This is a genomic window from Actinomycetospora aurantiaca, from assembly GCF_037401875.1.
In the GTDB taxonomy this organism is placed as follows: Bacteria; Actinomycetota; Actinomycetes; order Mycobacteriales; family Pseudonocardiaceae; genus Actinomycetospora; species Actinomycetospora aurantiaca.
In genome coordinates this window covers 71,183-93,456 of record NZ_JBBEGN010000002.1, presented here as the reverse complement: position 1 = coordinate 93,456, position 22,274 = coordinate 71,183, and the positions used below count along the sequence as shown (strand labels likewise).

Below are 22,274 nucleotides of genomic sequence, written 5' to 3'. Positions count from 1 at the left end.
GGTCTACAGCGTCAGCAGCAGCGTGAACGACGTCAGGTTGAACGTCGCGTGCGTGGCGAAACACGGCCAGATCGAGCGGGTGCGCTCGTAGAGCACGGCGTTGAGCACCGCCAGCACGAGCACGGCCAGGAACACCACGTTGAGCCCGTGGGCGACGGCGAACAGCAGCGACGACAGGATCGTCGCCACGACCACGCCGTAGCGGCGCAGCGCGCCGTAGCCGACGCCGCGGAAGAGCAACTCCTCACCGAGCGGTACCACCAGCCCGCCGAGGAGCACGACCCAGAACGCCGCCGCCGGGCCGGAGAACTGCGTGAGCGCCTCCTGCGGGTCGGTGAGATCGCCGGTGACCGAGACGTAGACGACGATCAGCACCCGCGAGACCAGCCACACCGCGAGGCCCAGCAGCACGGCCAGCCCGATCGTGCGCCAGCCGACGCGTCGCACGCCCAGGGCCGCGGTCGAGCGGGTCCGCACCAGCGCCGCGACCGCGACCGCCCCGAACGCCGAGAGCCCCGACAGCGCGAGCAGCACCGGCGCCGACGGGAGGGTTCCGCTACCCGCGACCAGCGCGATCCCGGCCACGAGCTGGATCGCGACGTAGACGACCGCCGCGACGACCACCTCCGGCCACCCCAGCCGCCGGCCACCGCGCCCGACCCCGATCTCCCCGGCCGGGTCCGGCGGCGCACCGGCGACCTCGCCCCCGGCCTCCGGGGTGGCGGCCCCGGGGTCCGGCGGTGGCAGGCTCACTCGCGGGCCTTGCGCGTCTCGCGGTCGTTCGCCTTCTGCAACGCGTCCACCAGCTCATCCTTGTTCATCGACGAGCGGCCCTCGACGCCGAGTTCCTGCGCCTTGGAGTAGAGGTGCTCCTTGGTGGCGTTGGCGTCGACGCCGCCCGCGGGCCTCCCGTTCGGGTCCGCACCGCCGGACTCCGCCCGGGTGTCCGACGGCCCGTACTCCTCCTTGGGCTCCCAGTGGTCGCCGACCTTCTCGTGGGTGTGCTTGAGCGCCGCGTAGGCCGTCCGGCTCGCGCGCTCGCCCTTGCCGTAGGTGTCCTCGGCGGACTCCTTGGCCTGCGCGTAGGTGTCGCGCGCCTTCTTGTCCGAGCGCTGGAGCGTCGACGGCAGGTCCTCGAAGTCGTCCGGCATGACCCCGGAGTACCCACCATGCTCGGATCAGCCCCGCGAGCCGACCTCCAACGAGGCCACGCTCTGCACGATCTGGTTCGGCCGGTAGGGGTAGCGGTCCAGCTCGGCCTCGTCGGTGACCCCGGTCAGGACGAGGATCGTGTGCAGCCCGGCCTCCATCCCCGCGACCATGTCCGTGTCCATCCGGTCGCCGATCATGGCCGTGCTCTCGGAGTGCGCGCCGATCGTGTTCAGGCCCGCGCGGATCATCAGCGGGTTGGGCTTCCCGACGAAGTACGGCGTCTTCCGGGTGGCGTGCGTGATGAGCGCGGCGACCGACCCGGTGGCCGGCAGCGTCCCCTCGGCACTCGGGCCGGTGGCGTCGGGGTTGGTGCAGATGTAGCGCGCCCCGCGCTCGATGAGCCGGATCGCGCGGGTGATCGCCTCGAACGAGTACGTCCGGGTCTCGCCGATGACCACGTAGTCCGGGTCGCGCTCGGTGAGGACGTAGCCGACCTCGTGCAGCGCCGTCGTCAGGCCGGCCTCGCCCACGACGAAGGCGGTGCCGTTCGGCCGCTGGTCGTCGAGGAACTGCGCCGTCGCGAGCGCCGAGGTCCACAGGTTCTCGACCGGGATGTCGATGCCGCTGGCGTGCAGGCGGGCCCGCAGGTCGCGCGGGGTGTAGATGGAGTTGTTCGTCAGGACGAGGAAGTGCTTGCCCGCCTCGGAGAGACGGCGGATGAACTCGTCCGCCCCGGGCAGCGCGTTCTCCTCGTGGACGAGCACGCCGTCCATGTCGATGAGGTAGCTCTCGAGATCATTCACGAGAGGTGCATCCCGAAGAAGTCGAGGATGCGTCGCCACGAGTCCTCGGAGGCCTCCGCGTCGTAGCCCATGCCGAGCGGGCGGATCAGGCCCTCGGCGTAGAAGCGCTCGTGGAACGAGTGACCCGCCGTCGGGTAGGTCTTCACGTCCTTCTCGACGCCGAGCGTGGTCAGCGCGGCCTCGAGCCGCTCCGGGTGTCCCTTCAGCGTGGTGTCCTTCGCCCCGAAGCTCGCGACGACGGGGCAGATGCCCTCGAGCTCGCGCTCGGCGTCGGTGGGGACGTGGCCGTAGTTCGGTGCCGAGGCCGCGAAGTCGTAGCGCGCCGCGGCGATGAGAGCGAAGCCGCCGCCCTGGCAGAACCCGATGACCCCGATGCGGCCGGTGCAGTCGTCCCGGCCGGCGAGCCAGCCGCGGGCCGCGTCGATGTCCGCGAACACCGGCCCCTCCCCGCTGCCCATCGCGCGGAACACCGCGGCCACGCAGCGGATCCCGCCGCCGCGCGGGGTGTAGAGGCGCGGGGCGACCGCGAGGTAGCCGGCGGCGGCGAGGCGGTCGGCGTGGGCGCGGACGTTCTCGCCCACGCCGAAGGCGTCCTGCAGGACGACGACGCCGGGCCAGGGGCCGGGCGTGGTGGGCGTCGCGAGGTACGCCTCCTGGTGCGACCCCTCGGCGGCGGGGATGTGCAGGTCGGGCACGGTCTCGCTCTCCTCTCCCGGTGCGGGCGGGCCCAGCCTGGCAGGCTGCGGCCGGGATCGCGTGATCGACGAGGAGGAGCAGCGTGGCGGACGTGCGGGTGCGGGTCGAGGAGTCCGACGGGGTCGTGCGGCTGGTCCTCGCGAACGGGGCGGGGCACAACGTCGTCGACTTCGAGTTCGGGCGGCAGTTCCGGGAGGCGCTCGCCGGCCCGGCGCAGGGCGCCCGCGCGCTCGAGATCGTGGCCGAGGGGCCGAACTTCTGCGTCGGCGGCGACGTGCGCGGGTTCGCGGCGAACCCGGAGGGGTCGCTCTCCGCGCTGGCCGACGACTTCCACGCCTGCCAGCGCCTGATCCGCGGCCTGGCCGCACCCGTCGTCGTCGGGGTGCAGGGCTGGGCGGCCGGGATCGGGCTCTCGCTGGTGCTGACCGGCGACGTCGTGGTCCTGGGCGCCGGCGCCCGGCTCCGACCCGCCTACACCGCGATCGGCCTGACCCCGGACGGCGGCATGACGGCGACGCTGCCCGCCGCGGTCGGGCGGGCGCGGGCCCTGGACATGTTCCTCACCAATCGACCGATGGGCGCCGAGGAGGCCCTGACCGCCGGACTCGCCTCCCGGGTGGTGCCCGACGAGTCGGTGCGCGAGGAGACCGACGCGATCGCGACGACGATCGCGGCCGGACCGCCGCAGGCACTCGCGGCGACCAAGGCGCTGGTGCGTTCGGCAGGCGGGGTGCTCACGGACGCGCACTTCGAGGTGGAGGCGAAGTCGATCGGCGACCGGGGGCTCTCCGCGGAGGGCCGGGAGGGCATCACGGCCTTCGTCGAGAAGCGCCGACCCGCCTGGTGAGGTTGCACGCAACCGGGTAACCGGCCGGCATGGACATCAAGTACGTCGCGTCGGCCACCTCGTCGGGGGACGCCCGCAACGGGCACGTCGCCTCCGACGACGGGATCATCGACCAGGACATGGCCATGCCGAAGGAGATGGGCGGCCCCGGCGGCGCCACGAACCCGGAGCAGCTCTTCGCGGCCGGGTTCGCGGCGTGCTTCCACCAGGCGCTCAAGCTCGCGGCCGGGAACGAGAACGTGCCCGTGGACTCGTCGACCGTCGAGGCCGAGGTCGGGATCGGGCCGGACGCCGAGAGCTTCGGCCTGGAGGTCGCGATCGTGGCCCACCTGCCCGGCACCGAGCAGGACACCGCCGACCGCCTGGTCGCCCGCGCCCACGAGCTGTGCCCGTACTCCAAGGCCACCCGCGGGAACATCAGGGTGGACGTGAGCGCCACGGTGTGACTTCGCCAGGTGAGCACTTGTCCGTGTCGGGGCACGGGAAAGTGCTCACCTGAGCGAAGCTCACCTCATGCGTCTCCCCCTCCGGACCCGCGTGCTCGGCACCCTGCGCAGTGCGCTGAGCGGGTCGGTCGCCGACCTCCCGCCCGCCGACGTCCCGGCGGCCCGCGAGCGCTCCGGGCGCATCCAGGCCGGGCCCGCCGGGCGGGCGGTGGTCGGGCGGCACGACCGGCGGGTCGTCACCGAGGACGCCTCGCTCGAGCTCCCCGACGCGACCCTGCCCGTGCGGGTCTACCGCCCGCCGCACCTCGCCGCGGTGCCCGCCCCCGTCGTCGTGAACTTCCACGGCGGCGGCTTCGTGCAGGGCGACCTCGACCAGTCCGACTGGTACTGCGGGCAGGTCGCGCTGCTCGCCGGCGTCGTGGTCGTGTCGGTGGACTACCGGCTCGCGCCGGAGCACCCGTTCCCCGGCCCGGCCGACGACTGCTACGGCGCCGTGGCCGCCCTCGTCGCCGACCCCGGCCGCTGGGGCATCGACCCGGCCCGCGTGGCGGTGACGGGCGACAGCGCGGGCGGCAACCTGGCCACGGTCGTCTGCCTCATGGCCCGCGACGCCCGGCGCCGCGGCGAGGACGCCCCGACCATCGGCGCGCAGTGCCTGGTCTACCCGGGCGTCGAGATGGTGGACGTGCTGCCCTCGGAGCGCGCGATCCCGACCGCCCCGATCCTGCACGCCTCCGACATCCGCGGCTTCCACCGGCTCTATCTCGGCGGCGCCGACGGCACGGACCCGTACGCCTCCCCGCTGCGGGCGGACCTCACCGGGCTCCCGCCCGCGCTCGTGCAGACCGCGGAGCACGACCCGCTGCGTGACCACGGCATCCGGTACGCCGACGCGCTCCGGGCCGCGGGCGTGACCGTCCGCCACACCGACTACCAGGGCGCCTGCCACGGCTACATCTCGTTGCCCCGGCTGCTCCCGACGACGGCGCACCAGGCGGCCTGGGAGGTCGCGGAGTGGGTGCGCCGATGCCTGAACGCCGCCTGAGGCCGTCGGGGGGTTCGCCTACCGTGGCGCCATGACCCCGACCGCGGCGCGCGCGCTCGTCGTGGGCGCACTCGCGCCCGCGCTCGGCGCCGCCGCGCACGTCGAGGCGGGCGGCGGGCTGCCGGAGGTCACGGCGGCGGTCGTCGCGGTCGCGTTCCTGACGGCGGGTCTCGCCGCACTCGTGGTCCGCCGCCGGGTCGGGGTGGTGCGTCTCGTCGGGGTCCTCGCCGCCGGCCAGGTGGGCTGGCACCTCGCGATGGGACCGTCCGGCGAGCACGCGGGGCACACGATGTCCCACCACGTCACCGCCACGCCCTCGCCCGGGATGCTCGCCGCCCACGCCGCGGCGACCGTGCTCGTCGCGCTCGGCGCCGCGGGCGCCGACCGCGCCGTGGGCGAGCTGGTCGCACGGCGGGTGGGCACGGTCCTGGCCCTGCTCGGGGCGCGCCCGCCCGCCCCGTCGTCGCCGGTCGCGGCCGCGGCGCCGCCCGCCGTGCGCGGGCGCGACGCCGCGCTCCTGCTCCGGGTCCGTCCCCTGCGAGGTCCGCCGGTCCGTCCCGCCGGCTGACCCTCCCCCCGACCCCACGAAGGGACCATGACCACCTCGACCGCGCCCCCACGGGCGCTCCTGCGACCTGCCCTGCTCACCGTCCTCGTCGCCCTGCTGACGCTCCTGGGCGCCGGGAACGCCCTCGCGCACGACGTCCTCGAGGCCAGCGACCCCGCCGACGGCGCCCAGGTCGCCGCCGCCCCGTCGCGGATCACGCTGACCTTCAGCGAGGCCCCGACCCCGGGCACCGCGACCGTCACCGTCGTCGGGCCGGACGGCGCGACCCGCTACGAGTCCGGGGCGCCGGTCTCCGAGGGCGAGCGGATCTCGGTCGGCGTCGCCCCGTTGGGCGCCGCCGGCCGCTACGAGGTCGGCTACCGGGTCGTCTCGTCCGACGGGCACCCGATCTCGGGCGCACTGTCGTTCACGCTCACGACGCCGGGTCCGGCCGCGGTCGCGCCGTCGTCCGCCGCCGCGCCGCCGGTCGCCGCCGCGCCGCCGGTCGCCGCCGCGCCGCCGGTCGCCCCGAGCAACGCCGCCTCGGCCGCACCGGCTCCCGACGATGGCGGCGGGTTCCCGGCCTGGCCCTTCGTCGTGCTCGCAGTGGTCGTCGTGATCGGCGCCGTCGCGATGGTGCTGCGCCGGCGGGCCTGACACACGGAGGGCCCCGCCGACCGTGGTGGTCGGCGGGGCCCTCCGGTCGGGGTCCTACTCGACGATCTGCACCCGGTCGTTCGGGTTCAGGTGCTCGAAGAAGCGCTTCGCGTCGGCCTCGTTCAGGCGCACGCAGCCGGCGGACTGCCGGTCGAGGGTGCCCTGGTGGAACGCGCGGCCCTCGCCGTCGAAGAACACCGCGTACGGCATCTTCGCACCCTCGTACTCCTGGCTGACGTGGTACTGGTCCTTGCGCTGGATGATGAAGTCGCCGGTGGGCGTCTCGTGGCCCTGGCCGCCGTGCGTGTTCGCGACGGGGCCGTACACGACGTTGCCCTTGCCGTCCAGCAGCCAGGTCTTGTTCTCCGAGAGGTCGACGCACGCCTTGATGGTCGGCGTGGTGCACGGCGTGCCGCCGACCCCGGGCGCCGTGCCCGCGGGTGCGGCCGCCGCGATGCCGGAGGCCTGGACGAGTCCCATCCCCACCGCGGCGGCGGAGACCACCAGACGCCCCGTGCCCGGGCGCTGCTGCTTGCGATGCCTGCCCTTGCTCAATGAACCTCGCTCGCTCGATCGCGCGCCGGCCACGCGCCGCGCCGGCATGCGCACACGGCTCCCCCCGAGCGCGCACGACACCGACAACGACGCGGGGACGCGACGGTCACGAGTCGAGTGGGTGACGCGAGATCGGTCGCCCGCGGGCAACCCGGCCGGCGGCCACCCGTCGTCGGGAAGGCGTTCGGCGAGTGGGCGAGCGATCAGCCCGCGTGTTCGGCCGCCCGGGTGAACGCCGTGTACGCCTCGTCGCCGAACAGCACGAAGCGGACCTCCTCCACGGCCGTCGGGGTGGAGCCCGTGGTCTCCACGGCGATCCGCGCCGCGTCGTCCATCGGCCACCCGTAGACCCCCGCCGAGATCGCGGGGAAGGCCACGGTGCGGGCCCCGAGCTCGTCGGCCACGCGCAGCGACTCGCGGTAGGCGCTCACGAGCAGCTCGGTGCGGTCGGTGCTCGTCGCGTACACGGGGCCGACGGTGTGAATCAGGTGCCGCGCCGGCAGGTTCCCGGCCGTCGTGGCGACCGCCTGCCCGGTGGGGAGGCCGTCGCGGAGGGTCGTCGCCCGCAGCTGACGGCACTCCTCGAGGATCGCCGGGCCGCCCGCGCGGTGGATCGCGCCGTCGACCCCGCCGCCGCCGAGCAGGCCCGAGTTCGCGGCGTTGACGATCGCGTCGACCTCCTGCGTCGTGATGTCGCCCCGGACCAGGGTGATGCGCGCTCCCACGAGCGGGCCTGTACCCGGCGTCGTGCCACGATCATGCGCATGACGTCCGAGAGCCACATCGAGGTGTCCCGCCTGGTCGACGCGCCGCCGGAGCGGGCGTTCGCGCTCGTCGCCGACCCGGACCGCCACCCGGACATCGACGCCTCCGGCATGGTCCGCGCGTCGCAGACCCACCTCGCCCTCACCGAGCTCGGCGACGTGTTCACGATGGACATGCACAACGAGCAGATGGGCGACTACACCACCGAGAACCACGTCGTCGTCTACGAGCCGGACGCCGCGATCGGCTGGGCGCCGGCCGGCTCCGGGCAGCGCCCCGCCGGGTACACGTGGACCTACCGCTTCGCCCCCGAGGGCGACCGGACCCGCGTGACGCTGACCTACGACTGGTCCGCGGTCACCGACCCGCAGCTCCGCGAGTTCTTCCCGGTCGTCGACGCCGACACCCTGGACGCGTCGCTGGCGCTGCTGGCGGAGGCGCTGGACTGACCCCGGCGAGTGCGACGTGGCGCATCTTCCGGGGCCACCGAACCTGCCCTACGTCGCACTCGCGACGACGGCAGCGCGCGCTCGAACGTCGAGTGCGACATGACGCAGGTTCGCCGGCGGCCGAACCTGCCCTACGTAGCACTCGAGGAGAGCAGGGCCCGGAACTCGTCGTCCGGCTCGGCCGTGACGATGCGGCGGGCGCCGTCCGCCGTGTCGAAGGTCAACCGGTGGGCGTGCAGGCCCGTGCGCGTGGTCGGGTTCTTCTCGAACAGCGGGTCCCCGACGAGGGCGTGGCCGATCCAGGCGAGGTGCACGCGGATCTGGTGCCGGCGACCCGTCAGCGGGTGCACCTCGAGCAGCGTGCCGGCCGGCGTCGCGTCGAGTCTCGTGAACGTCGTCGTGCTCGGGTAGACGTCTCTGCTCGTGTCGACGGCGTCCTCGGGCACCGTCCACACGCCGTCGCGCTCCCCGATCGCTTCGCGGGCGGCGGCGATCCGCACCCGGTTCTTGCGCCCCACCGAGAGCGGCAGCTCGATCCGGCCCTCGGCGGGCAACCCGGTGGTCGCGGTGACGGCGAGGTAGGTCTTCTCGACGGTGTGGCGGGCGAATTGCCGGGTCAGGTCGCCGTGGGCGGCGAGCGCCTTCGCGAAGAGCACGACGCCGCTGGTCACCTTGTCGATCCGGTGCGCCGGCCAGAGCTTCTCGCCGTCGTCGGCCGCGATCCGCACGAGGTCGGTGTCGTGCCGCTCGCCCATCACCGACCACCCGGCGGGCTTGTCGAGCACGAGCGCGCCGTCGTCCTCGTAGAGCGTGCGCGCACCGCGGATCTCGGACCAGGGGGTCACCGGCCCAGTCTCACAGTGCCGCGAGCATCGTCTCCAGCTTGGTGGTCGTCTCGGCCAGCTCCGCCGAGGGCACCGAGCCCGGGACGATCCCCGCGCCCGCATAGAGCCGCGCCGAGCACCCGCCGACCTCGCCGCAGCGCAGCGCGACCACCCACTCGCCGTCGCCGGAGGCGTCCATCCAGCCGACCATGCCGGTGTAGAAGCCCCGGGAGTAGGGCTCCAGCTCCCGGATCGCCCGGCGCGCGGCCTCGCGGGGGACGCCCCCGACGGCGGGCGTCGGGTGCAGGGCGCGGGCGAGGTCGAGCGACGACACGGAGGACCGCCCGCGGATCGTCGTGGACAGGTGCCACAGCGCGTCGGTGCGGATCAGGCTGGGCTCGGCCGGGACGTCCAGGGTGTCGCACTCGGCGCCCAGCGCGGCCGCCACCTCCTGCACGACGAGCGCGTGCTCGTGCCGGTCCTTGGCGGACGCGAGCAGCGCGGCGCCGGCCGCCTCGTCGTCGTCGGGATCGCTGCGCCGCGCCGCCGAGCCGGCGAGCGGGTTCGCCACGACCTCCCCGTCGCGCCGGGAGACCAGCAGCTCCGGGCTGGCGCCGACGAGCGACGAGCCCGCGGGCAGGTCGACCGCGAACACGTAGCCGGCCAGGGTGCGCGCGGCCAGCTCGCGCAGCATCGCGGGCCGGTCGACCTCGGTGTCCCGGACCAGGTCGAGCGCCCGCGACAGCACGACCTTCTCCAGCCCGCCGGACCGCATCCGCTCCAGCGCCTCGGCCACCATCGCCTCGTAGCGGGCAGGATCGGGGACCGGCCGGGCGTGCCAGTGCGCCAGATCGGAACCGTCGTCGACCCCGCGCCCGACCGGGCGGGCCGGGGCCGACGTCCACGTGATCTCCTCGGGCACGACGAGCGCGGCGGGCTCGGCCGGGTCGTAGGGCAGGGCCCCGACGACGATGCCGCCGGTCTCGCCCAGCACGCGCCCGGCGTCGTCGGGATCGTCCAGGCGACGGGCCGCGCCGCGCGCGAGCAGGCCGCCGTGCGGTCCGGAGAACCACGTGCCCTCGCCCGGGCGCCAGGCCGCCAGCAGCGCCGCCGGGTCGGCGACGGCCGCGTCGGGAGCCGGCAGCACCCCGGCCGTGGCCTCGCTCGTCACGTGGGTGGCTCCTCTCCGGTCCGTCGCCGGTCACGGCGGCTGGCACAGTGGATTCTGTCTTCCACTGTCGCCCCGGGACCGCGGCCCGGCCACGTGACACACGACGCATGGCGAGGTGATCGGTGACCCTCCGTGAGGACGTCGCCCTCGGCGGGCGGATCGCCGCGATGCGCGCGGGCGGTCTGGCGCTGGCCCTGCGGGGCGACCCCGTGGCCCGGCTGATGCACAAGCCGTGGCGTCGCGACCCCTACCCGACCTACGCGGCCGTGCGCACCCCGCGCCGCGTCGTCCGGAGCCGGACGGGGATCAGCGCCGTCGGCACCCACGAGCTGTGCGAGCGCGTCCTGCGCGACCGGCGCTTCGGGGTGCGGCTCTCCACCGGGCGGCCGCCGTTCGCCCCGGAGGAGGGGCAGTCGCTGCTCGAGCCGGTGGACCTGTCCCTGCTCGGCCTCGACCCGCCGGACCACACCCGGCTGCGCCGCCTCGCCCAGCCGACCTTCGCGCCCCGCCGCCTCGAGCAGTACCGCGAGGTGGCCGAGACCGTCACCACCGACCTCCTCGACCGCGCGGCCGCCCGGGGCCGCTTCGACCTCGTCCGGGACCTGGCGGCGCCGCTGCCGATCACGGTCATCGCGCGGCTGCTGGCGATCCCGGAGGTCGACGCCGACCGCTTCGCCGCGTGGGGCCGGGCGCTGGGCAGCTCGCTGGACGGCGTCCGCTCGGTCGCACACGCCCACGAGCTCACCCGCACCACCGCCGAGGCGCGCACGCTGTTCGAGTCCCTCGTGTCCCGACGGCGGGTCGACCCGGGCGAGGACGTCGTCTCGCAGCTGGTCGGAGCCCTGGACGCCGGGGACATGACGATCGACGAGCTGGTCTCGCTCGCCCAGTTGCTGCTCGTGGCCGGCTTCGAGACGACGACGAACCTGATCGGCAACGCGGTCCGCGCGATGCAGGCGACGCCCGGGCAGTGGGAGGCCCTGGTGGCCGAGCCGGGGCTCGCCGCCGGCGCGGTGGAGGAGACCCTGCGCTACGACCCGCCGGTGCAGCTCACCGCCCGGATCGCGCACGAGGACGTCGAGCTCGACGGCGTCCCGCTGCGCCGCGACTCCGGGGTGCTGGTGCTGCTGGCCGCGGCGGGCCGGGACCCGGAGGCCCACCCCGACCCGGACCGCTTCGACCTCACCCGCGAGCAGACGACCGCCCACCTGGCCTTCTCCGGCGGCGCCCACTACTGCCTCGGCGCGGCGCTCGCCCGCCTCGAGGGCACCGTCGCGCTACGGATGCTCGCGGAGCGGATGCCGGGCCTACGCGCGGCCGGCCGGTCCGTGCCGAAGACGGCCACGATCCTGCGCGGGCCGCGGCGGTACCCGGTGGCGGCCTGAGTTCTCGGGATCGGTCGAGCATCGCCGGACGCGCATGGGATCGTGCACAACCGGGCAGGGCACCGTCATGCCTGCCGTCCCCGCCGTGCACCACGTCGCCATGTCCGTCCGCGACCTCTCGGTCAGCGAGCCCTTCTACACGAAGCTCTTCGGTACCGAACCCGCGATGACGCTGTCCGACGGACCGTTCCGCCGCCGCGTCTTCGCCCTCGCCGACGGCCAGCTGTTCGGGCTGACCCAGCACGAGACGGTCGCACCCGACGACCGGTTCGACCCGGTCCGGGTGGGCCTGGACCACGTCGGCTTCGGGTGCTCCGACCCGGACGCTGTGACGGCCTGGCGCGACCACCTGGACTCGGTCGGCATCGAGCACTCCGGCATCGTCGAGGCCGACTACGGGCTCGCCCTGTCGGTGAAGGACCCCGACGGGAACGCGCTGGAGTTCTTCATGCTGGCGAACTGACGGAGCCGGACTTCCTGTCACTGGGTGCACGTAGTGACGCATTGCCGGCACCCGGAGGGTGCCGGCGCCCGGCGCCCCACTGCCCGAACGGCCAGGACGGTGCTGTCGCAGGTCTAGTGCGACAAGCACGGCCTTGCCAGACTCTTCACACGCACGACACGGACGGGTGAGGAGCGCGCATGACGACCGAGCTGGTCGCGATGCACATGAGCGACGGCATCGTGAACGCGCCGGTGTCGCTGGCCTTCGGACTGGTGGCCCTGGTGGGCCTGGCGATCTGCGTCGCCCGGGCCCGGCGCGACCTCGACGACCGCACGGCACCGCTCGCCGGCCTGGTCGCCGCGTTCGTGTTCGCGGTGCAGATGCTGAACTTCCCGATCCTGCCCGGCGTCAGCGGCCACCTGCTCGGCGGCGCCCTGACCGCGATCCTCGTCGGCCCCTACGTCGGTGCCCTCTGCGTCTCGATCGTGCTGGTGCTCCAGGCGCTGCTCTTCGCCGACGGCGGGCTCTCGGCGCTCGGCACCAACATCACCAACATGGCGCTGATCGGCACCTTCGTCGGCTTCGCGGTGGCGGTGGCGATGCGCCCGCTCGCCCGGCGCTCGCGGTTCGGGCTGATCGCGACGGCGTTCGTCGCGGCCTGGGTGAACACCGTGGTCGCGTCGTTGGGCTTCGTGCTCGAGTACGCGCTCGGCGGACAGGGGCTCGCGCTGGGCACCGTGTTCGGGCTGATGGCCGGCTTCCACGCCCTGATCGGGATCGGCGAGGGCATCATCACCGCGCTCACCGTCGGCGCGGTGGCCGCGGTGCGGCCCGACCTCGTGTACCTGCTGCGCGGCGAGCGCTCCGCGCTGATCGTCAAGGAGTCCACGCCGCGATGAGCACCCCCACGCGCGACCGGCGCTACGCCGGCTTCCTCGGCGCCTTCCTCCTGGTCGCCCTGCTCCTCGCGGGCGGGGTCTCGTATTTCGCGTCGAGCTCCCCGGACGGCCTGGACGCGGTGACGCAGTCCGGGTGCGAGGCCGTCGAGACCGAGGCGGGCGAGCAGCTCCAGGGGGAGTGCATCGCGCAGAACGCCGGCGAGCACGCGACCGCCGGCAGCCCGCTGGCCGACTACACCGTGGGCGGCGACGACGCCCTCACCGGCGTCGCGGGCGTGATCGGGGTGCTGTCCACCCTCGCCGTCACGGGCGGGCTGTTCTGGCTGCTGCGGCGCCGTTCGGGCCCCTGATGGGGGCGGGCCACGCCCATTCCCTCCACCACGCCGGCGACAGCGTCGTCCACCGGCTCCCGGCCCACGTCAAGATCGTCACGGCCTTCGTCATGGTGATCGCGGTCGTCGCGACCCCGCGCGAGGCGTTCTGGGTGTTCGGCGTGCACCTGGCGCTGCTCGTCGCGATCTGGGTCGTCGCCCGGCTGCCGGTCGCGGCGATCGCGGCCCGCTCGCTGATCGAGGCGCCGTTCGTGGTGCTCGCGGTCCTGCTGCCGTTCCTCGCGACCGGTCCCCGCACGGAGTTCCTGGGGCTGTCGCTGTCGGTGGACGGCCTGCTCGCGGGCTGGAACATCCTCGTCAAGGGCACGCTCGGCGTGCTGATCTCGGTGACCCTCGGCATGACGACGCCGGTGCGCGACCTGCTCGCGGGCCTGTCCCGGCTGCGCGTCCCCGCTCTGGTCACGACGATCGCGACGCTGATGGTGCGCTACCTGGAGGTCATCGCCGCCGAGGCCCGACGGATGCGCCTCGCGCGGGTCGCCCGCGGGCACGACCCCCGGTTCCTGTGGCAGATCGGCCCGACGATCCGCGGGGTCGGCACGCTGTTCCTGCGCTCCTACGAGCGGGGGGAACGGGTGCACCTGGCCATGCTCGCCCGCGGGTACACCGGCTCCATGCCCCTGCTCGGTGAGGTCGTGACCAGCACCCGCACCTGGGCCGTCGCCCTCGTCCCGGCTGCCGCCGCGGTCGTCGTCGCGGGGGCGGGGTACCTGTGACGGAGACGCAGCGCAGCGGAGCTCGACCATCGATGCCACCGTCGTTGCAGGTCGAGGGACTGGCGTTCGCCTACCCGGACGGCCACCAGGCGCTGTTCGGCGTCGACCTGCGCATCGAGCGGGGCGAGCGGGTCGCGCTGCTCGGACCCAACGGCGCGGGCAAGACGACGCTCGTGCTGCACCTCAACGGCGTGCACCGGGCCGGCGCCGGGACCGTGCGCGTCGGCGACCTCGAGGTGTCCAAGCCGCACCTGCAGGAGATCCGCCGCCGCGTGGGCATCGTCTTCCAGGACCCGGACGACCAGCTGTTCATGCCGACCGTCGCCGACGACGTCGCCTTCGGGCCGGCCAACTTCGGGGTCACCGAGCCGGAGCTGTCGCTGCGGGTCAAGCAGGCCCTGGACGCCGTGGGGACGGGCGACCTCGCCGACCGCTCCCCCATGCACCTCTCCGGCGGGCAACGACGGCGGGTCGCGCTCGCGACCGTGCTCGCGTGCGACCCCGAGATCCTGGTGCTCGACGAACCGTCGTCGAACCTGGACCCGGTCGCCCGCCGCGAGCTCGCCGAGGTCCTGCTCGGACTCGGCCGCACGATGCTCATGGTCACCCACGACCTGCCCTACGCCCTGCAACTGTGTCCGCGGTCCGTGGTGATCGACGAGGGCGTCGTCGTCGCGGACGGGCCGACCCGCGAGCTGCTCGCCGATCCCGCCTTCCTCGCCGAGCACCGCCTGGAACTGCCGTACGGCTTCTCGGTCTGAGTGCGACGTCGCGCAGGTCCCGCGGCCCGGGGATCTGCGTGACGTATCACTCGCGGTCCGGCCCGGCCGCGGCTGTGAGGATGCGGACGTGCGGAACCCCCTGAACCGCCTCCGTCGGCTGCGTCGGGAAGCCGCGAACCGCCGCGGCGTCGTCGCCCACGTCCCGCCCGGCCCGGCGACCCACAACATCCGCGACGTCGCCGGGCTGCCCACCGCCGACGGCCGGCGCACCCGGCCCGGCATCCTGCTGCGCGGCGACGCCCCGTTCGACGACGACGGCCCGGACTCCCCCGGGTGGCCGGCGGGCCTGGCGTGGCCGCCGGGCGTCGCGGTGGACCTGCGCAGCGACCGCGAGCTCGACACGCCCTACCCGCTCGCCGGCACGCGCTGGGTGCACCTGCCGCTGATCGACACGCTCGCGCCGGAGCTGCTCGCGCGGGGCCGGGACGACCGGATCGGCCCGGCGGCGCTCTACCTGGCCCTCGTCGACTCGGCAGCGTCCTGGGTGCCCGAGCTGCTCGACGCGGTGATCGACGGCCCCCACCCGGTGCTGGTGCACTGCGCGGCCGGCAAAGACCGGACGGGCATCGCGATCGCGGTCCTGCTGCGTCTGGCCGGCGTCACCCGGGCCGCGGTCGACGCCGACTTCGCCCGCACCAACGCCCGCCGCATCGGCCTGCAGCGGCGGCTGGAACGGCGCGGGGCGCTGCGGCCGGGCGTGGTCGCGGCGGGCGACATCGGCGTGGACCGCGACGACGTCCTCGGGGTGCTCGACCGGCTCGACGGCGAGGGGATCGGTGAGGTCGTCCGGGCCGCCGGGGTGTCCGACGACCGGGTGGAGCAGTGGCGTGCGCTGATCCTGGACCGCTGAGGCGCACCCTGTGCCGGACCACAAAGTCCGGGCCGCCAACGCTGGGGCGCACGACAGTGCCGGGTGGGCACCGCGTCAGCAGACTGGAGATCGACGCCGGACGATCTCGAGAGGTGCCCCATGACGAGCCCCGCGACCTGCCCCTGCTGCGGGGTCGTGGTCATGCCGGAGGAGATGGCCTACGACTTCGCGGGCGAGACCGTCGAGTCGTTGACCCGCGAGGTCACGTACCTGCGCGAGACCGTCGCCCGGCTCCGGGCCGCGGTGCACGCGGGGACGCCCCGCCCGGCGGTCGTCACCGTCTGAGGGTCCCGACGACGGGTCGGCCCGGCACCGCGCGCAGCCGGGCGACCGCGTCGGCGAGCAGCCCGGGCGGCCCGGGACGCCGCACCACCAGGCCGGCGACCAGCCCGTCGCGCAGGGCCTCGCCGGCCAGCTCCGCCGCCAGCTCGAGGCCGGGCGCCGGGTCCTCACCGGTCGTCCGCACGCGTGCGAGGACCTCGTCCGGGACGACGACGTCGGGCACCTCGTGGGCGAGGTGCTCCGCCTCGGCGTAACCGGTGAGCGGGGCCAGCGTCAGCAGCACCGGGACGCGGACGCCCGTCGCCGCGAGACCGGCCACGACCCGCCGCAGGCGCCCCAGCTCGTACACCGGCCGCGTCACCAGGAACTCCGCCCCGGCCTCGACCTTGAGCCGCACCCGGGACAGCTCGCGCTCCAGGTCCTCCGCTCCCGGGGTCACCCGGACCCCCACCCGGAAGGGCACCGGGGCGAGGCGGTCGCCGTCCGCGTCCACGCCGGCGGCCATCGACGCCGCCAGGCCCACCAGCCCGACCGCGTCGACCTCCCACACCCCGTCGCGCACCGGGCGGTCCGCGTGCACCGGCGGGTTGCCGGTCTCGCAGACCACGGTGTGCACGCCGAGCGCGTCCAGGCCGAGCAGGTCGGCCTGCAGCGCCATCCGGCTGGCGTTCCAGCTGGTCACCGTCAGGGCCACGTCGGCGTCCACCGTCTCGTGCACCCCGGCCGCGATCCCGGCCGCCGTGATCCGCGGGCGCCGCGCGCGCTCGCGGCCGGCCCACAGCGCCTCCGCGCCGGCCCCCAGGGCGGCCCGCGCCCGGGCGAGGTGCCCGTCGAGGTCGTCGGACCCGGGGCCGGTCACCTCGGCCACGAGCAGCGGCCGCGGGGCGGGGGCGTCGAGCCAGCGGGCGAACGCCCCGCGGCCGGGTCCGACGCGGTCGTCCGGCATCGGACGGTCCCGGACGACCCGGGGGCCCGCGGTGGGCGGGACGACGGGCTCGTCGACGACGGGTCCCTCGGCGAGCACCGCGGCGGCCGCGGCCACGTGCGCGGGGGTGGTGCCGCAGCAGCCGCCGACGAGCCGGGCCCCGGCGGCGGCGTAGCGCGCGGCGTAGCGCCCGAAGTGGGCGGCGTCCGCGGCGAAGCGGACGCGGCGGTCGGACACGACGTGCGGCAGGCCCGCGTTCGGCAGGGCGGTCACCGGTGTCCCGTCGGGCACCGCGGCCGCCATCCGCCGGACCACCGCGAGCAGCCCCTGCGGTCCGAGCGTGCAGTTCGACCCGAGGGCCACCGGACGCAACGCGCCCACGATCCGCGCCACGTCCTCGGGGGTCTCGCCCAGGGTGGTCACCGGCTCGCCGTCCTCGTCGACGAAGGTCGCCTGGGCGACCACGGGCAGGTCGGCCGCCTCCCGCACGGCCTCGACCGCCTCGGCGAGCTCCTCGGCGTGGGCGAACGTCTCGCACACCAGGACGTCCACCCCTCCCTCCGCGAGGGCCGCGGCCTGCTCGCGGATCGCCGCCCGCACCGCGGCCGACTCCACCGATCCCGGGGCGCGGGGGGAGGTCGCCGGGGACACCGAGCCGGCGACGAAGGCCTGCCGGCCGGCGTCCTCGCACGCCTCCCGCGCCAGCCGGGCGGCGGTCACGTTGATCTCGTGGACCTGGCGGGCCAGCCCGTGCCGTGCCAGGCGCAGCCGACCGGCGCCGTAGGTGTGGGTCTGCACCACGTCCGCGCCCGCGTCGAGGTACCGCCGGTGCAGGGCTCCGACCAGCTCCGGGGCGAGCAGGACGAGCTCGCTGGCCGCCCCGTCGGCGCGGGCGCCGGTCGCCTGCGCGAGGGTGCCCATGGCGCCGTCGCCCAGCAGCGTCCCGGCCGCGAGCGCGGCGGCGAAGCCGGTCACTCGTCCTCCATGTAGCCGAGGATCTCCAGGGCGACCTGCGCGGCGAGCCGGTCGGGGTAGTGGTCGAGGACGAGGCCGGAGAGCTCCTCGGCGCGCCGGAGCCGGTACCCGACGGTGTTCGGGTGCACGGAGAGGGCCTTGGCGGTGCGCTGCGGGCTGCCGTCCTCGCGGAAGTAGCGGGCCAGGGTCCGCACGAGGTCGCCCGCCCGCCCGGAGTCGGCGTCGACGAGCCGGCCGAGCACCTCGCGGGCGAAGACGCGCGCGTCCTCGGGGTCGGGGACCTGCAGCAGCAGCCGGTGCACCCCGAGGTCCTCGAAGCGCAGCAGCCGGCCCTGACGGCCCAGCCGGCGCGCGGCGTCGACGGTGCGGCGCGCCTGGTCGTAGGACCGGGCCAGTCCGGCCAGGTCGTCGACCTCGCGGCCGAGCGTGATGGTCACCGGCCACGGGCCGCGGCCGCGCACGAGCCCCCCGGCGAGCCGGTCGGAGAGCTCGGCGGGGTCGACCGCGCCCGGCACCACCGCGACGAGCTCGCGGTCGCGCAGCACCGCCCGGACGTCCGGGACGAGGCGGGCCAGGCGGTCGCGGGCCGCGGTGAGCAGGTCCACCCGGACCGGCTCCGCCCCGTCGTCGGGAACGACCACCATGACCCGGTACGCGGTGCCCGCGAGCTCCAGCCCGACGTGCTCGGCCCACTGGGCGGCCTCGGCCGCGGACCGGGCCCGCCCGAGCAGGAGCCCGGAGACGAGGTCGTCGCGGACCTGGCCGGCGGCCGCCGCCAGCACCCGCTGCCGCCCCAGCAGCACCCCGACGATCGTCGCGGCGTGCTCGGCCGCGAGCAGCAGGACGTCGTCGGCGGCGCTGCCGTCGAGCGCGGCCGACCGGGACCGGTGCGTCGGGTCCTCCTCCGCGAGCAGGAACGCGGTCACCTCCCCTGCGACCTCGACCGGGACGACGACCCGCACCCACGTCCCCCGCCCGGGCACGCGCATCGCGCGGCCGCTGCGCGCCGCCCCGGCGAGCACCCGCTCCCAGCGCGACTCCGCGACCTCCGCGCGCACCACCGCGGCCGCCCGCCGGTCGTCGGTCTCCGGGGCGGCCGCCGCGAGCACGGTGCGGCTCCCGTCGGCGGACACCACGGCCGCGACCGCGCCGAGCTGCTCGGCGAGCAGCCGTGTCACGGCCGCCGGGCCGTCCTCGGCCGCGGCCAGGCCGGAGATCCGCCGGTGCAGCAGGACCAGGCCGCGCAGGGTCTCGGCGGGTGGGTCGGGCACCGGACCGACCCCCCGCGCCGTCGGGAACCCCTCCACCGCCACGGGTCCAGTGTGCCGCGCCCGGCCCCGCGCGAGAGGGTGATCACGACACCCCCGCACGAGGAGGCCCCCCTTGGCTCGCATCGCCGTCGTCTTCTACTCCGCCACCGGCAACGTCGCCGCGCTCGCCGAGTCGCTCGCCGAGGGCGCCCGCGGGGAGGGCGCGGAGGTGCGGGTCCGGCCGGTCGCCGAGCGCGCCCCGCGGGAGGCGATCGAGGCGAACCGCCGCTGGAAGGCGTGGGTGGACGACAACCCGTACGACACCGTCGCCTCGCTCGACGACCTCGAGTGGGCCGACGGCATCGCGCTCGGCAGCCCGACCCGCTTCGGTGCCGCCGCCGAGCAGCTCAAGTCGTTCCTGGACACCACCGGCGGCCTCTGGGCGCAGGGCAAGCTCGCGGACAAGGTCGGGACGTCGTTCACGTCGGCCTCGACCGGGCACGGCGGGCTGGAGACGACGACCGTCGCGATGAACATGACCTTCTACCACTGGGGCACGCTGATCATGCCCCTCGGCTACGCGGCGGACCCGTCGCTGATGACCTCCGGGAACCCGTACGGCGCGTCCTGGGTGTCGCGGAAGTCGGCGGCTCCCGAGGAGGAGGCCCTCGGGGCGGCCCGCGTGCAGGGCGCCCGGCTCGCGCAGGTCGCGGCCCGCCTGGCCGCGTAGGGCGTCACCGCACGCAGGGAGGGCCCCACATGCCGACCTCGTCGGCCTCGGCGTCCCGCTGCTCGCGGTCGAACACCGCCCGGTACTGGGTGTCCCCGGCGGCCGGTGCGTGCCCGGCGCTGATGGCGGCGTCGGTGTAGGAGAGCTGGCTGCCGAGGACCGCGTACGCGCGGGTGACGCCGGGCTGCTCCGGCAGCGTGGGATCGGGGACGAGCGTGACGGTCTGCCGTTCCAGCGTCCGGCGGGCGAACTCCAGCGACGCGGGCACGGCGCACGGCGGCACGGTGGCCGCGTCCAGTCCGACGATCCCGACGGTGACGGGGCGCCCGGCGACGGTGACGACGACGGTGGCCGGGTCGACGACCCGGTCGACGACGCCGCGGAGGGTCGGCGGTCCCGACGGGCCGGGGTCCGGGACCGGCACGGGTGCGGCGGTGGCGTCCCCGACCCCGGCGGGCCGGGTCACGAGGAGCCCGACGACGGCGACGGCGAGCAGGGCGGCGACCACGGCCAGGACCGCGACGAGCAGCCCTGGACGTCGACCGCTTCCCGGCGGGGGCGTGGGCACGAACGGCGGGCCCGGCCCGAGGGGTGGGACGTCCGACCCGTCCAGCGGGTACAGGTCGCCGACCTCCACGACGACCCACACGTCGGTGTCCCGCCCGGGCACCGGGTGGGTGGGGAGGTCGGGGTACTCGGCGCGCAGGTCCTCGGCCGGGACCACGCGGGCGGTGCCGTCGACGTGCAGCCCCCGCCGTCTCGGGCCGGCGTCGTCGACGAGCAGCATGCCGAGCCGGGGCGACTCGGCGAGGTTCGCGCGGGCGGCGGAGGTGGCCTCGAGGCCCTCGTCCGGGAAGGCGAAGCGCCCGGCGTCGAGCACGCGCAGGAAACATCGCGGGCCGGTGAGGACGTCGACGTCGCTGCGCCCGTCGCGGTCCGTGGTGGCGAGGACGGCGGTCCGCGCGGCGACCACCCGGTGCAGGACGTCGCCGTGCAGGGGGCCGGCGGGCACCTCCTCGTCGGGCACGTCCGGCCCGTCCTGCTCGTCCGTCAGCGTGTCCCGCTCGTCCGTCTCGCCCATCTGATCGCCCCCCGATCCGCGTGGGCGTCACGCTACGGGCACCAGCCGCAGCCTGTACCCCCGATCGGGGCAATCCGGTCGTTCTCGGGGCCGACCCAGGGTTGTCCCCGATGTCCGGCCGTCCGACGACGAGGAGCGTCGTCGCCCGTGACGACCTGGCGGAAGCTCCTCGTGTGGCTGCACGTGCTGACCTCGTTCGCGTGGATGAGCACGGCGCTGGGGCTCGTGGTGCTGCTGGCGCTCTCCCGGGACGACCCCGCCCGCGCCGCGGCCGCCGTCGACATGGCGCACGTCCTGGACATGCGGCTGCTCGCGCCCGCCGCGAACGGGTCCGCGGCCACCGGGATCCTGCTCGCGCTCGCCACCCCGTGGGGGCTGGTGCGGCACTGGTGGGTCGCCGCGAAGTTCGCGGTCACGCTGGTGCAGCTCTACGTCGGGATCGCGATCCTGTCCGTCCAGCTGGGCGAGGTCGACGCCGGCAACACCCCGGCCTCCGGCGCGATGGTGGCCGCGGCGGCGTGCATGGCCGGGGCGATCGCGTTCCAGGCCTGGCTCTCGCTCGTCAAGCCGTGGCGCACGACCCCGCTCGACCGGGGCCGCCACCCGGCGGCCGGCCGGGGCTGGTTCGTCGCCGGGTTCCTCGCGGTGTCCGGGGACCTCGCGCTCAGCCAGGTCCTCGGCTTCCCGAGCCCGCTGCTCAGCCTGCCGACCCTGCTCGGGGCGCTGGTGTGGCTGCGGATGGTCGGGGCGCTCAGTCCAGCGCGCGCCGGACGAACCCCTGCACCCCGATCGCGCCGAACAGCAGGCACGAGAACACCAGCGCCGCGAGACACACCCACGCCGGCAGGTGCGGGATCTGCGGGGTCAGCGCGCCGCGCAGACCCTCCGACACGTAGGTGATCGGGTTGAGCGCACAGATCACCTGGAACCAGCGCAGCGTGCCGATCTGCAGGAACGGGAACTGCGTCGACCCGGTGAACAGCAACGGCGTGACGACGACCGCGAACACGATGTTGATCCGTCGCGGGCTCACCAGCGTGCCGATCACCAGTCCCGCCGCGCCGCCGGACAACGACCCGAGGACCAGCAGGAGCGCCGAGATCGGGAGGCCGCCCAGGTCCCACGTGACCTCGTCCAGCACCAGGTAGCCGACCGGGATCATCACCAGCGACCCGATGAGCCCCCGCAGGGCGCCAAAGACGATCTTCTCCACCGCCACCATCCGCGTCGACAACGGCGCGAGCAGGCGGTCCTCGATCTCCTTGGTGTAGCTGAAGTCGATGACCAGCGGGAGCGCCACGGCCTGGACGGCGACGAAGAACGCGTTCAGCGCGAGCAGGCCGGGCAGCAGCAGCTGGGCGTACCCGGGTGCCACGTAGCCCAGCTCGCCCAGCACCTTGCCGAAGACGAACAGCAGGAAGAACGGCTGGACGAGCACCTGCGAGAGGAAGCTGCCGAGCTCCTTGCCGGTGACCGCGACGTCGCGGCCCAGCACGCCCAGGAACGCCCGCCCCGCGGACACCCGGCGGTAGGGCTCGATCTCGGTCACCGTCACCGCAGCTCCATCCGTTCCGGCTCCGCTCC

27 protein-coding genes are annotated in these 22,274 nt (G+C 75.2%); 15 read left to right on the top strand and 12 right to left on the bottom strand.

The genetic code is table 11. The annotated features are described in order from the left end of the window. Positions 1–3 precede the first annotated feature (3 nt). From WCD74_RS05010 to WCD74_RS04995, 4 genes are read right to left on the bottom strand one after another with little or no spacing between them, the layout of a single operon-like run. Positions 4–753: a CPBP family intramembrane glutamic endopeptidase gene (locus WCD74_RS05010; RefSeq protein WP_337693738.1), complete on the bottom strand. Its 750-nt coding sequence runs from the start codon at positions 751–753 to the stop codon at positions 4–6. Next, the gene (locus WCD74_RS05005; RefSeq protein ID WP_337693737.1) at positions 750–1,151 is read right to left on the bottom strand and encodes a ChaB family protein; all 402 of its coding nucleotides are present in this window, start codon (positions 1,149–1,151) and stop codon (positions 750–752) included. Before WCD74_RS05005 ends, WCD74_RS05010 begins: the two co-directional genes overlap by 4 nt. 27 nt (positions 1,152–1,178) lie before the next feature. Continuing rightward, entirely contained in the window at positions 1,179–1,925 is a 747-nt protein-coding gene (locus WCD74_RS05000) for an HAD-IIA family hydrolase (RefSeq protein WP_373696041.1), read from the bottom strand. A 26-nt stretch (positions 1,926–1,951) separates the two neighbouring features. Further along, entirely contained in the window at positions 1,952–2,650 is a 699-nt protein-coding gene (locus tag WCD74_RS04995; RefSeq protein WP_337693735.1) for a dienelactone hydrolase family protein, read from the bottom strand. Positions 2,651–2,733: 83 nt separating this feature from the next. Here WCD74_RS04995 and WCD74_RS04990 point away from each other — a divergent pair, with 83 nt between their 5' ends. From WCD74_RS04990 to WCD74_RS04970, 5 genes are all read left to right on the top strand, one after another. Next, positions 2,734–3,498 (top strand): enoyl-CoA hydratase/isomerase family protein, encoded by a 765-nt coding sequence (locus WCD74_RS04990; protein WP_337693734.1) that lies wholly within the window; start codon positions 2,734–2,736, stop codon positions 3,496–3,498. A gap of 29 nt (positions 3,499–3,527) precedes the next feature. Further along, entirely contained in the window at positions 3,528–3,944 is a 417-nt protein-coding gene (locus tag WCD74_RS04985; RefSeq protein WP_337693733.1) for an organic hydroperoxide resistance protein, read from the top strand. A 67-nt stretch (positions 3,945–4,011) separates the two neighbouring features. Next, the gene (locus WCD74_RS04980) at positions 4,012–4,989 is read left to right on the top strand and encodes an alpha/beta hydrolase (RefSeq protein WP_337693732.1); all 978 of its coding nucleotides are present in this window, start codon (positions 4,012–4,014) and stop codon (positions 4,987–4,989) included. A gap of 31 nt (positions 4,990–5,020) precedes the next feature. Next, positions 5,021–5,557: a hypothetical protein gene (locus WCD74_RS04975; RefSeq protein WP_337693731.1), complete on the top strand. Its 537-nt coding sequence runs from the start codon at positions 5,021–5,023 to the stop codon at positions 5,555–5,557. A 27-nt stretch (positions 5,558–5,584) separates the two neighbouring features. Further along, complete coding sequence (locus WCD74_RS04970; RefSeq protein ID WP_337693730.1) at positions 5,585–6,193, top strand: copper resistance CopC family protein; 609 nt, start codon at positions 5,585–5,587, stop codon at positions 6,191–6,193. A gap of 54 nt (positions 6,194–6,247) precedes the next feature. Here the strand turns inward: WCD74_RS04970 and WCD74_RS04965 are convergent, their stop codons facing one another. Next, positions 6,248–6,748 carry a L,D-transpeptidase gene (locus WCD74_RS04965; protein ID WP_337693729.1) on the bottom strand — a complete coding sequence of 167 codons (501 nt, stop codon included), beginning with the start codon at positions 6,746–6,748 and terminating at the stop codon, positions 6,248–6,250. A gap of 203 nt (positions 6,749–6,951) precedes the next feature. Beyond that, the gene (locus WCD74_RS04960; protein WP_337693728.1) at positions 6,952–7,473 is read right to left on the bottom strand and encodes an O-acetyl-ADP-ribose deacetylase; all 522 of its coding nucleotides are present in this window, start codon (positions 7,471–7,473) and stop codon (positions 6,952–6,954) included. Positions 7,474–7,512: 39 nt separating this feature from the next. Between WCD74_RS04960 and WCD74_RS04955 the strand changes: the two genes are divergently transcribed. Then, positions 7,513–7,962 (top strand): SRPBCC family protein, encoded by a 450-nt coding sequence (locus WCD74_RS04955; RefSeq protein ID WP_337693727.1) that lies wholly within the window; start codon positions 7,513–7,515, stop codon positions 7,960–7,962. A gap of 131 nt (positions 7,963–8,093) precedes the next feature. Here the strand turns inward: WCD74_RS04955 and WCD74_RS04950 are convergent, their stop codons facing one another. Both WCD74_RS04950 and WCD74_RS04945 read right to left on the bottom strand, forming a co-directional pair. Further along, on the bottom strand, positions 8,094–8,807 hold the full coding sequence (locus tag WCD74_RS04950) for an RluA family pseudouridine synthase (protein WP_337693726.1): 714 nt from the start codon (positions 8,805–8,807) through the stop codon (positions 8,094–8,096). A gap of 10 nt (positions 8,808–8,817) precedes the next feature. After that, positions 8,818–9,957 carry an isochorismate synthase gene (locus tag WCD74_RS04945; RefSeq protein ID WP_337693725.1) on the bottom strand — a complete coding sequence of 380 codons (1,140 nt, stop codon included), beginning with the start codon at positions 9,955–9,957 and terminating at the stop codon, positions 8,818–8,820. A gap of 122 nt (positions 9,958–10,079) precedes the next feature. On the opposite strand from WCD74_RS04945, the gene WCD74_RS04940 reads away from it, so the two are divergent. The 8 genes from WCD74_RS04940 to WCD74_RS04905 all read left to right on the top strand — a co-directional run bounded on the left by WCD74_RS04940 (position 10,080) and on the right by WCD74_RS04905 (position 15,732). After that, positions 10,080–11,342 carry a cytochrome P450 gene (locus WCD74_RS04940; protein WP_337693724.1) on the top strand — a complete coding sequence of 421 codons (1,263 nt, stop codon included), beginning with the start codon at positions 10,080–10,082 and terminating at the stop codon, positions 11,340–11,342. 67 nt (positions 11,343–11,409) lie between these two features. Beyond that, positions 11,410–11,805 (top strand): VOC family protein, encoded by a 396-nt coding sequence (locus WCD74_RS04935; RefSeq protein WP_337693723.1) that lies wholly within the window; start codon positions 11,410–11,412, stop codon positions 11,803–11,805. 179 nt (positions 11,806–11,984) lie between these two features. Then, positions 11,985–12,686 (top strand): energy-coupling factor ABC transporter permease, encoded by a 702-nt coding sequence (locus WCD74_RS04930; protein WP_337693722.1) that lies wholly within the window; start codon positions 11,985–11,987, stop codon positions 12,684–12,686. After that, positions 12,683–13,036: a PDGLE domain-containing protein gene (locus tag WCD74_RS04925; protein WP_337693721.1), complete on the top strand. Its 354-nt coding sequence runs from the start codon at positions 12,683–12,685 to the stop codon at positions 13,034–13,036. Before WCD74_RS04930 ends, WCD74_RS04925 begins: the two co-directional genes overlap by 4 nt. Next, a complete protein-coding gene (cbiQ, locus tag WCD74_RS04920; RefSeq protein WP_337693720.1) occupies positions 13,036–13,794 on the top strand; it encodes a cobalt ECF transporter T component CbiQ in 759 nt (252 codons plus the stop codon). Before WCD74_RS04925 ends, cbiQ begins: the two co-directional genes overlap by 1 nt. A 32-nt stretch (positions 13,795–13,826) precedes the next feature. After that, positions 13,827–14,555, top strand: a complete 729-nt coding sequence (locus tag WCD74_RS04915) for an energy-coupling factor ABC transporter ATP-binding protein (RefSeq protein ID WP_337693719.1) — start codon at positions 13,827–13,829, stop codon at positions 14,553–14,555. An 88-nt stretch (positions 14,556–14,643) separates the two neighbouring features. Continuing rightward, entirely contained in the window at positions 14,644–15,426 is a 783-nt protein-coding gene (locus WCD74_RS04910; RefSeq protein WP_337693718.1) for a tyrosine-protein phosphatase, read from the top strand. Between the two features lie 120 nt (positions 15,427–15,546). Next, positions 15,547–15,732, top strand: coding sequence for a hypothetical protein (locus WCD74_RS04905; protein WP_337693717.1), 186 nt, complete (start codon positions 15,547–15,549; stop codon positions 15,730–15,732). On the opposite strand, the gene WCD74_RS04900 is transcribed toward WCD74_RS04905, so the two are convergent. Both WCD74_RS04900 and WCD74_RS04895 read right to left on the bottom strand, forming a co-directional pair. After that, complete coding sequence (locus WCD74_RS04900) at positions 15,722–17,629, bottom strand: homocysteine S-methyltransferase family protein (protein ID WP_337693716.1); 1,908 nt, start codon at positions 17,627–17,629, stop codon at positions 15,722–15,724. The two genes, WCD74_RS04905 and WCD74_RS04900, sit on opposite strands and share 11 nt — an antisense overlap. Then, complete coding sequence (locus tag WCD74_RS04895) at positions 17,626–18,942, bottom strand: PucR family transcriptional regulator (protein ID WP_337693715.1); 1,317 nt, start codon at positions 18,940–18,942, stop codon at positions 17,626–17,628. Before WCD74_RS04895 ends, WCD74_RS04900 begins: the two co-directional genes overlap by 4 nt. Before the next feature lie 70 nt (positions 18,943–19,012). On the opposite strand from WCD74_RS04895, the gene wrbA reads away from it, so the two are divergent. Beyond that, positions 19,013–19,609 carry an NAD(P)H:quinone oxidoreductase gene (gene wrbA, locus WCD74_RS04890; protein WP_337693714.1) on the top strand — a complete coding sequence of 199 codons (597 nt, stop codon included), beginning with the start codon at positions 19,013–19,015 and terminating at the stop codon, positions 19,607–19,609. 4 nt (positions 19,610–19,613) lie between these two features. Here the strand turns inward: wrbA and WCD74_RS04885 are convergent, their stop codons facing one another. Together WCD74_RS04885 and WCD74_RS04880 are read right to left on the bottom strand one after the other, a co-directional pair. Next, entirely contained in the window at positions 19,614–20,690 is a 1,077-nt protein-coding gene (locus tag WCD74_RS04885) for a pyridoxamine 5'-phosphate oxidase family protein (protein WP_337693713.1), read from the bottom strand. Positions 20,691–21,441: 751 nt separating this feature from the next. Beyond that, entirely contained in the window at positions 21,442–22,245 is an 804-nt protein-coding gene (locus WCD74_RS04880) for an ABC transporter permease (RefSeq protein ID WP_337693712.1), read from the bottom strand. Positions 22,246–22,274: the final 29 nt, after the last annotated feature.

What these genes read in the sequence shown, in the direction of transcription:
- WCD74_RS04930 (WP_337693722.1), top strand. Translation starts at nt 11,985, where the DNA reads ATGACGACCGAGCTGGTCGCGATGCACATGAGCGACGGCATCGTGAAC.
- WCD74_RS04985 (WP_337693733.1), top strand. Translation starts at nt 3,528, where the DNA reads ATGGACATCAAGTACGTCGCGTCGGCCACCTCGTCGGGGGACGCCCGC.
- WCD74_RS04915 (WP_337693719.1), top strand. Translation starts at nt 13,827, where the DNA reads ATGCCACCGTCGTTGCAGGTCGAGGGACTGGCGTTCGCCTACCCGGAC.
- WCD74_RS04905 (WP_337693717.1), top strand. Translation starts at nt 15,547, where the DNA reads ATGACGAGCCCCGCGACCTGCCCCTGCTGCGGGGTCGTGGTCATGCCG.
- WCD74_RS04955 (WP_337693727.1), top strand. Translation starts at nt 7,513, where the DNA reads ATGACGTCCGAGAGCCACATCGAGGTGTCCCGCCTGGTCGACGCGCCG.
- WCD74_RS04970 (WP_337693730.1), top strand. Translation starts at nt 5,585, where the DNA reads ATGACCACCTCGACCGCGCCCCCACGGGCGCTCCTGCGACCTGCCCTG.
- WCD74_RS05005 (WP_337693737.1), bottom strand. Translation starts at nt 1,151, where the DNA reads ATGCCGGACGACTTCGAGGACCTGCCGTCGACGCTCCAGCGCTCGGAC.
- WCD74_RS04885 (WP_337693713.1), bottom strand. Translation starts at nt 20,690, where the DNA reads ATGGGCGAGACGGACGAGCGGGACACGCTGACGGACGAGCAGGACGGG.
- cbiQ (WP_337693720.1), top strand. Translation starts at nt 13,036, where the DNA reads ATGGGGGCGGGCCACGCCCATTCCCTCCACCACGCCGGCGACAGCGTC.
- WCD74_RS05000 (WP_373696041.1), bottom strand. Translation starts at nt 1,925, where the DNA reads ATGGACGGCGTGCTCGTCCACGAGGAGAACGCGCTGCCCGGGGCGGAC.
- WCD74_RS04935 (WP_337693723.1), top strand. Translation starts at nt 11,410, where the DNA reads ATGCCTGCCGTCCCCGCCGTGCACCACGTCGCCATGTCCGTCCGCGAC.
- WCD74_RS04980 (WP_337693732.1), top strand. Translation starts at nt 4,012, where the DNA reads ATGCGTCTCCCCCTCCGGACCCGCGTGCTCGGCACCCTGCGCAGTGCG.
- WCD74_RS04925 (WP_337693721.1), top strand. Translation starts at nt 12,683, where the DNA reads ATGAGCACCCCCACGCGCGACCGGCGCTACGCCGGCTTCCTCGGCGCC.
- WCD74_RS04975 (WP_337693731.1), top strand. Translation starts at nt 5,021, where the DNA reads ATGACCCCGACCGCGGCGCGCGCGCTCGTCGTGGGCGCACTCGCGCCC.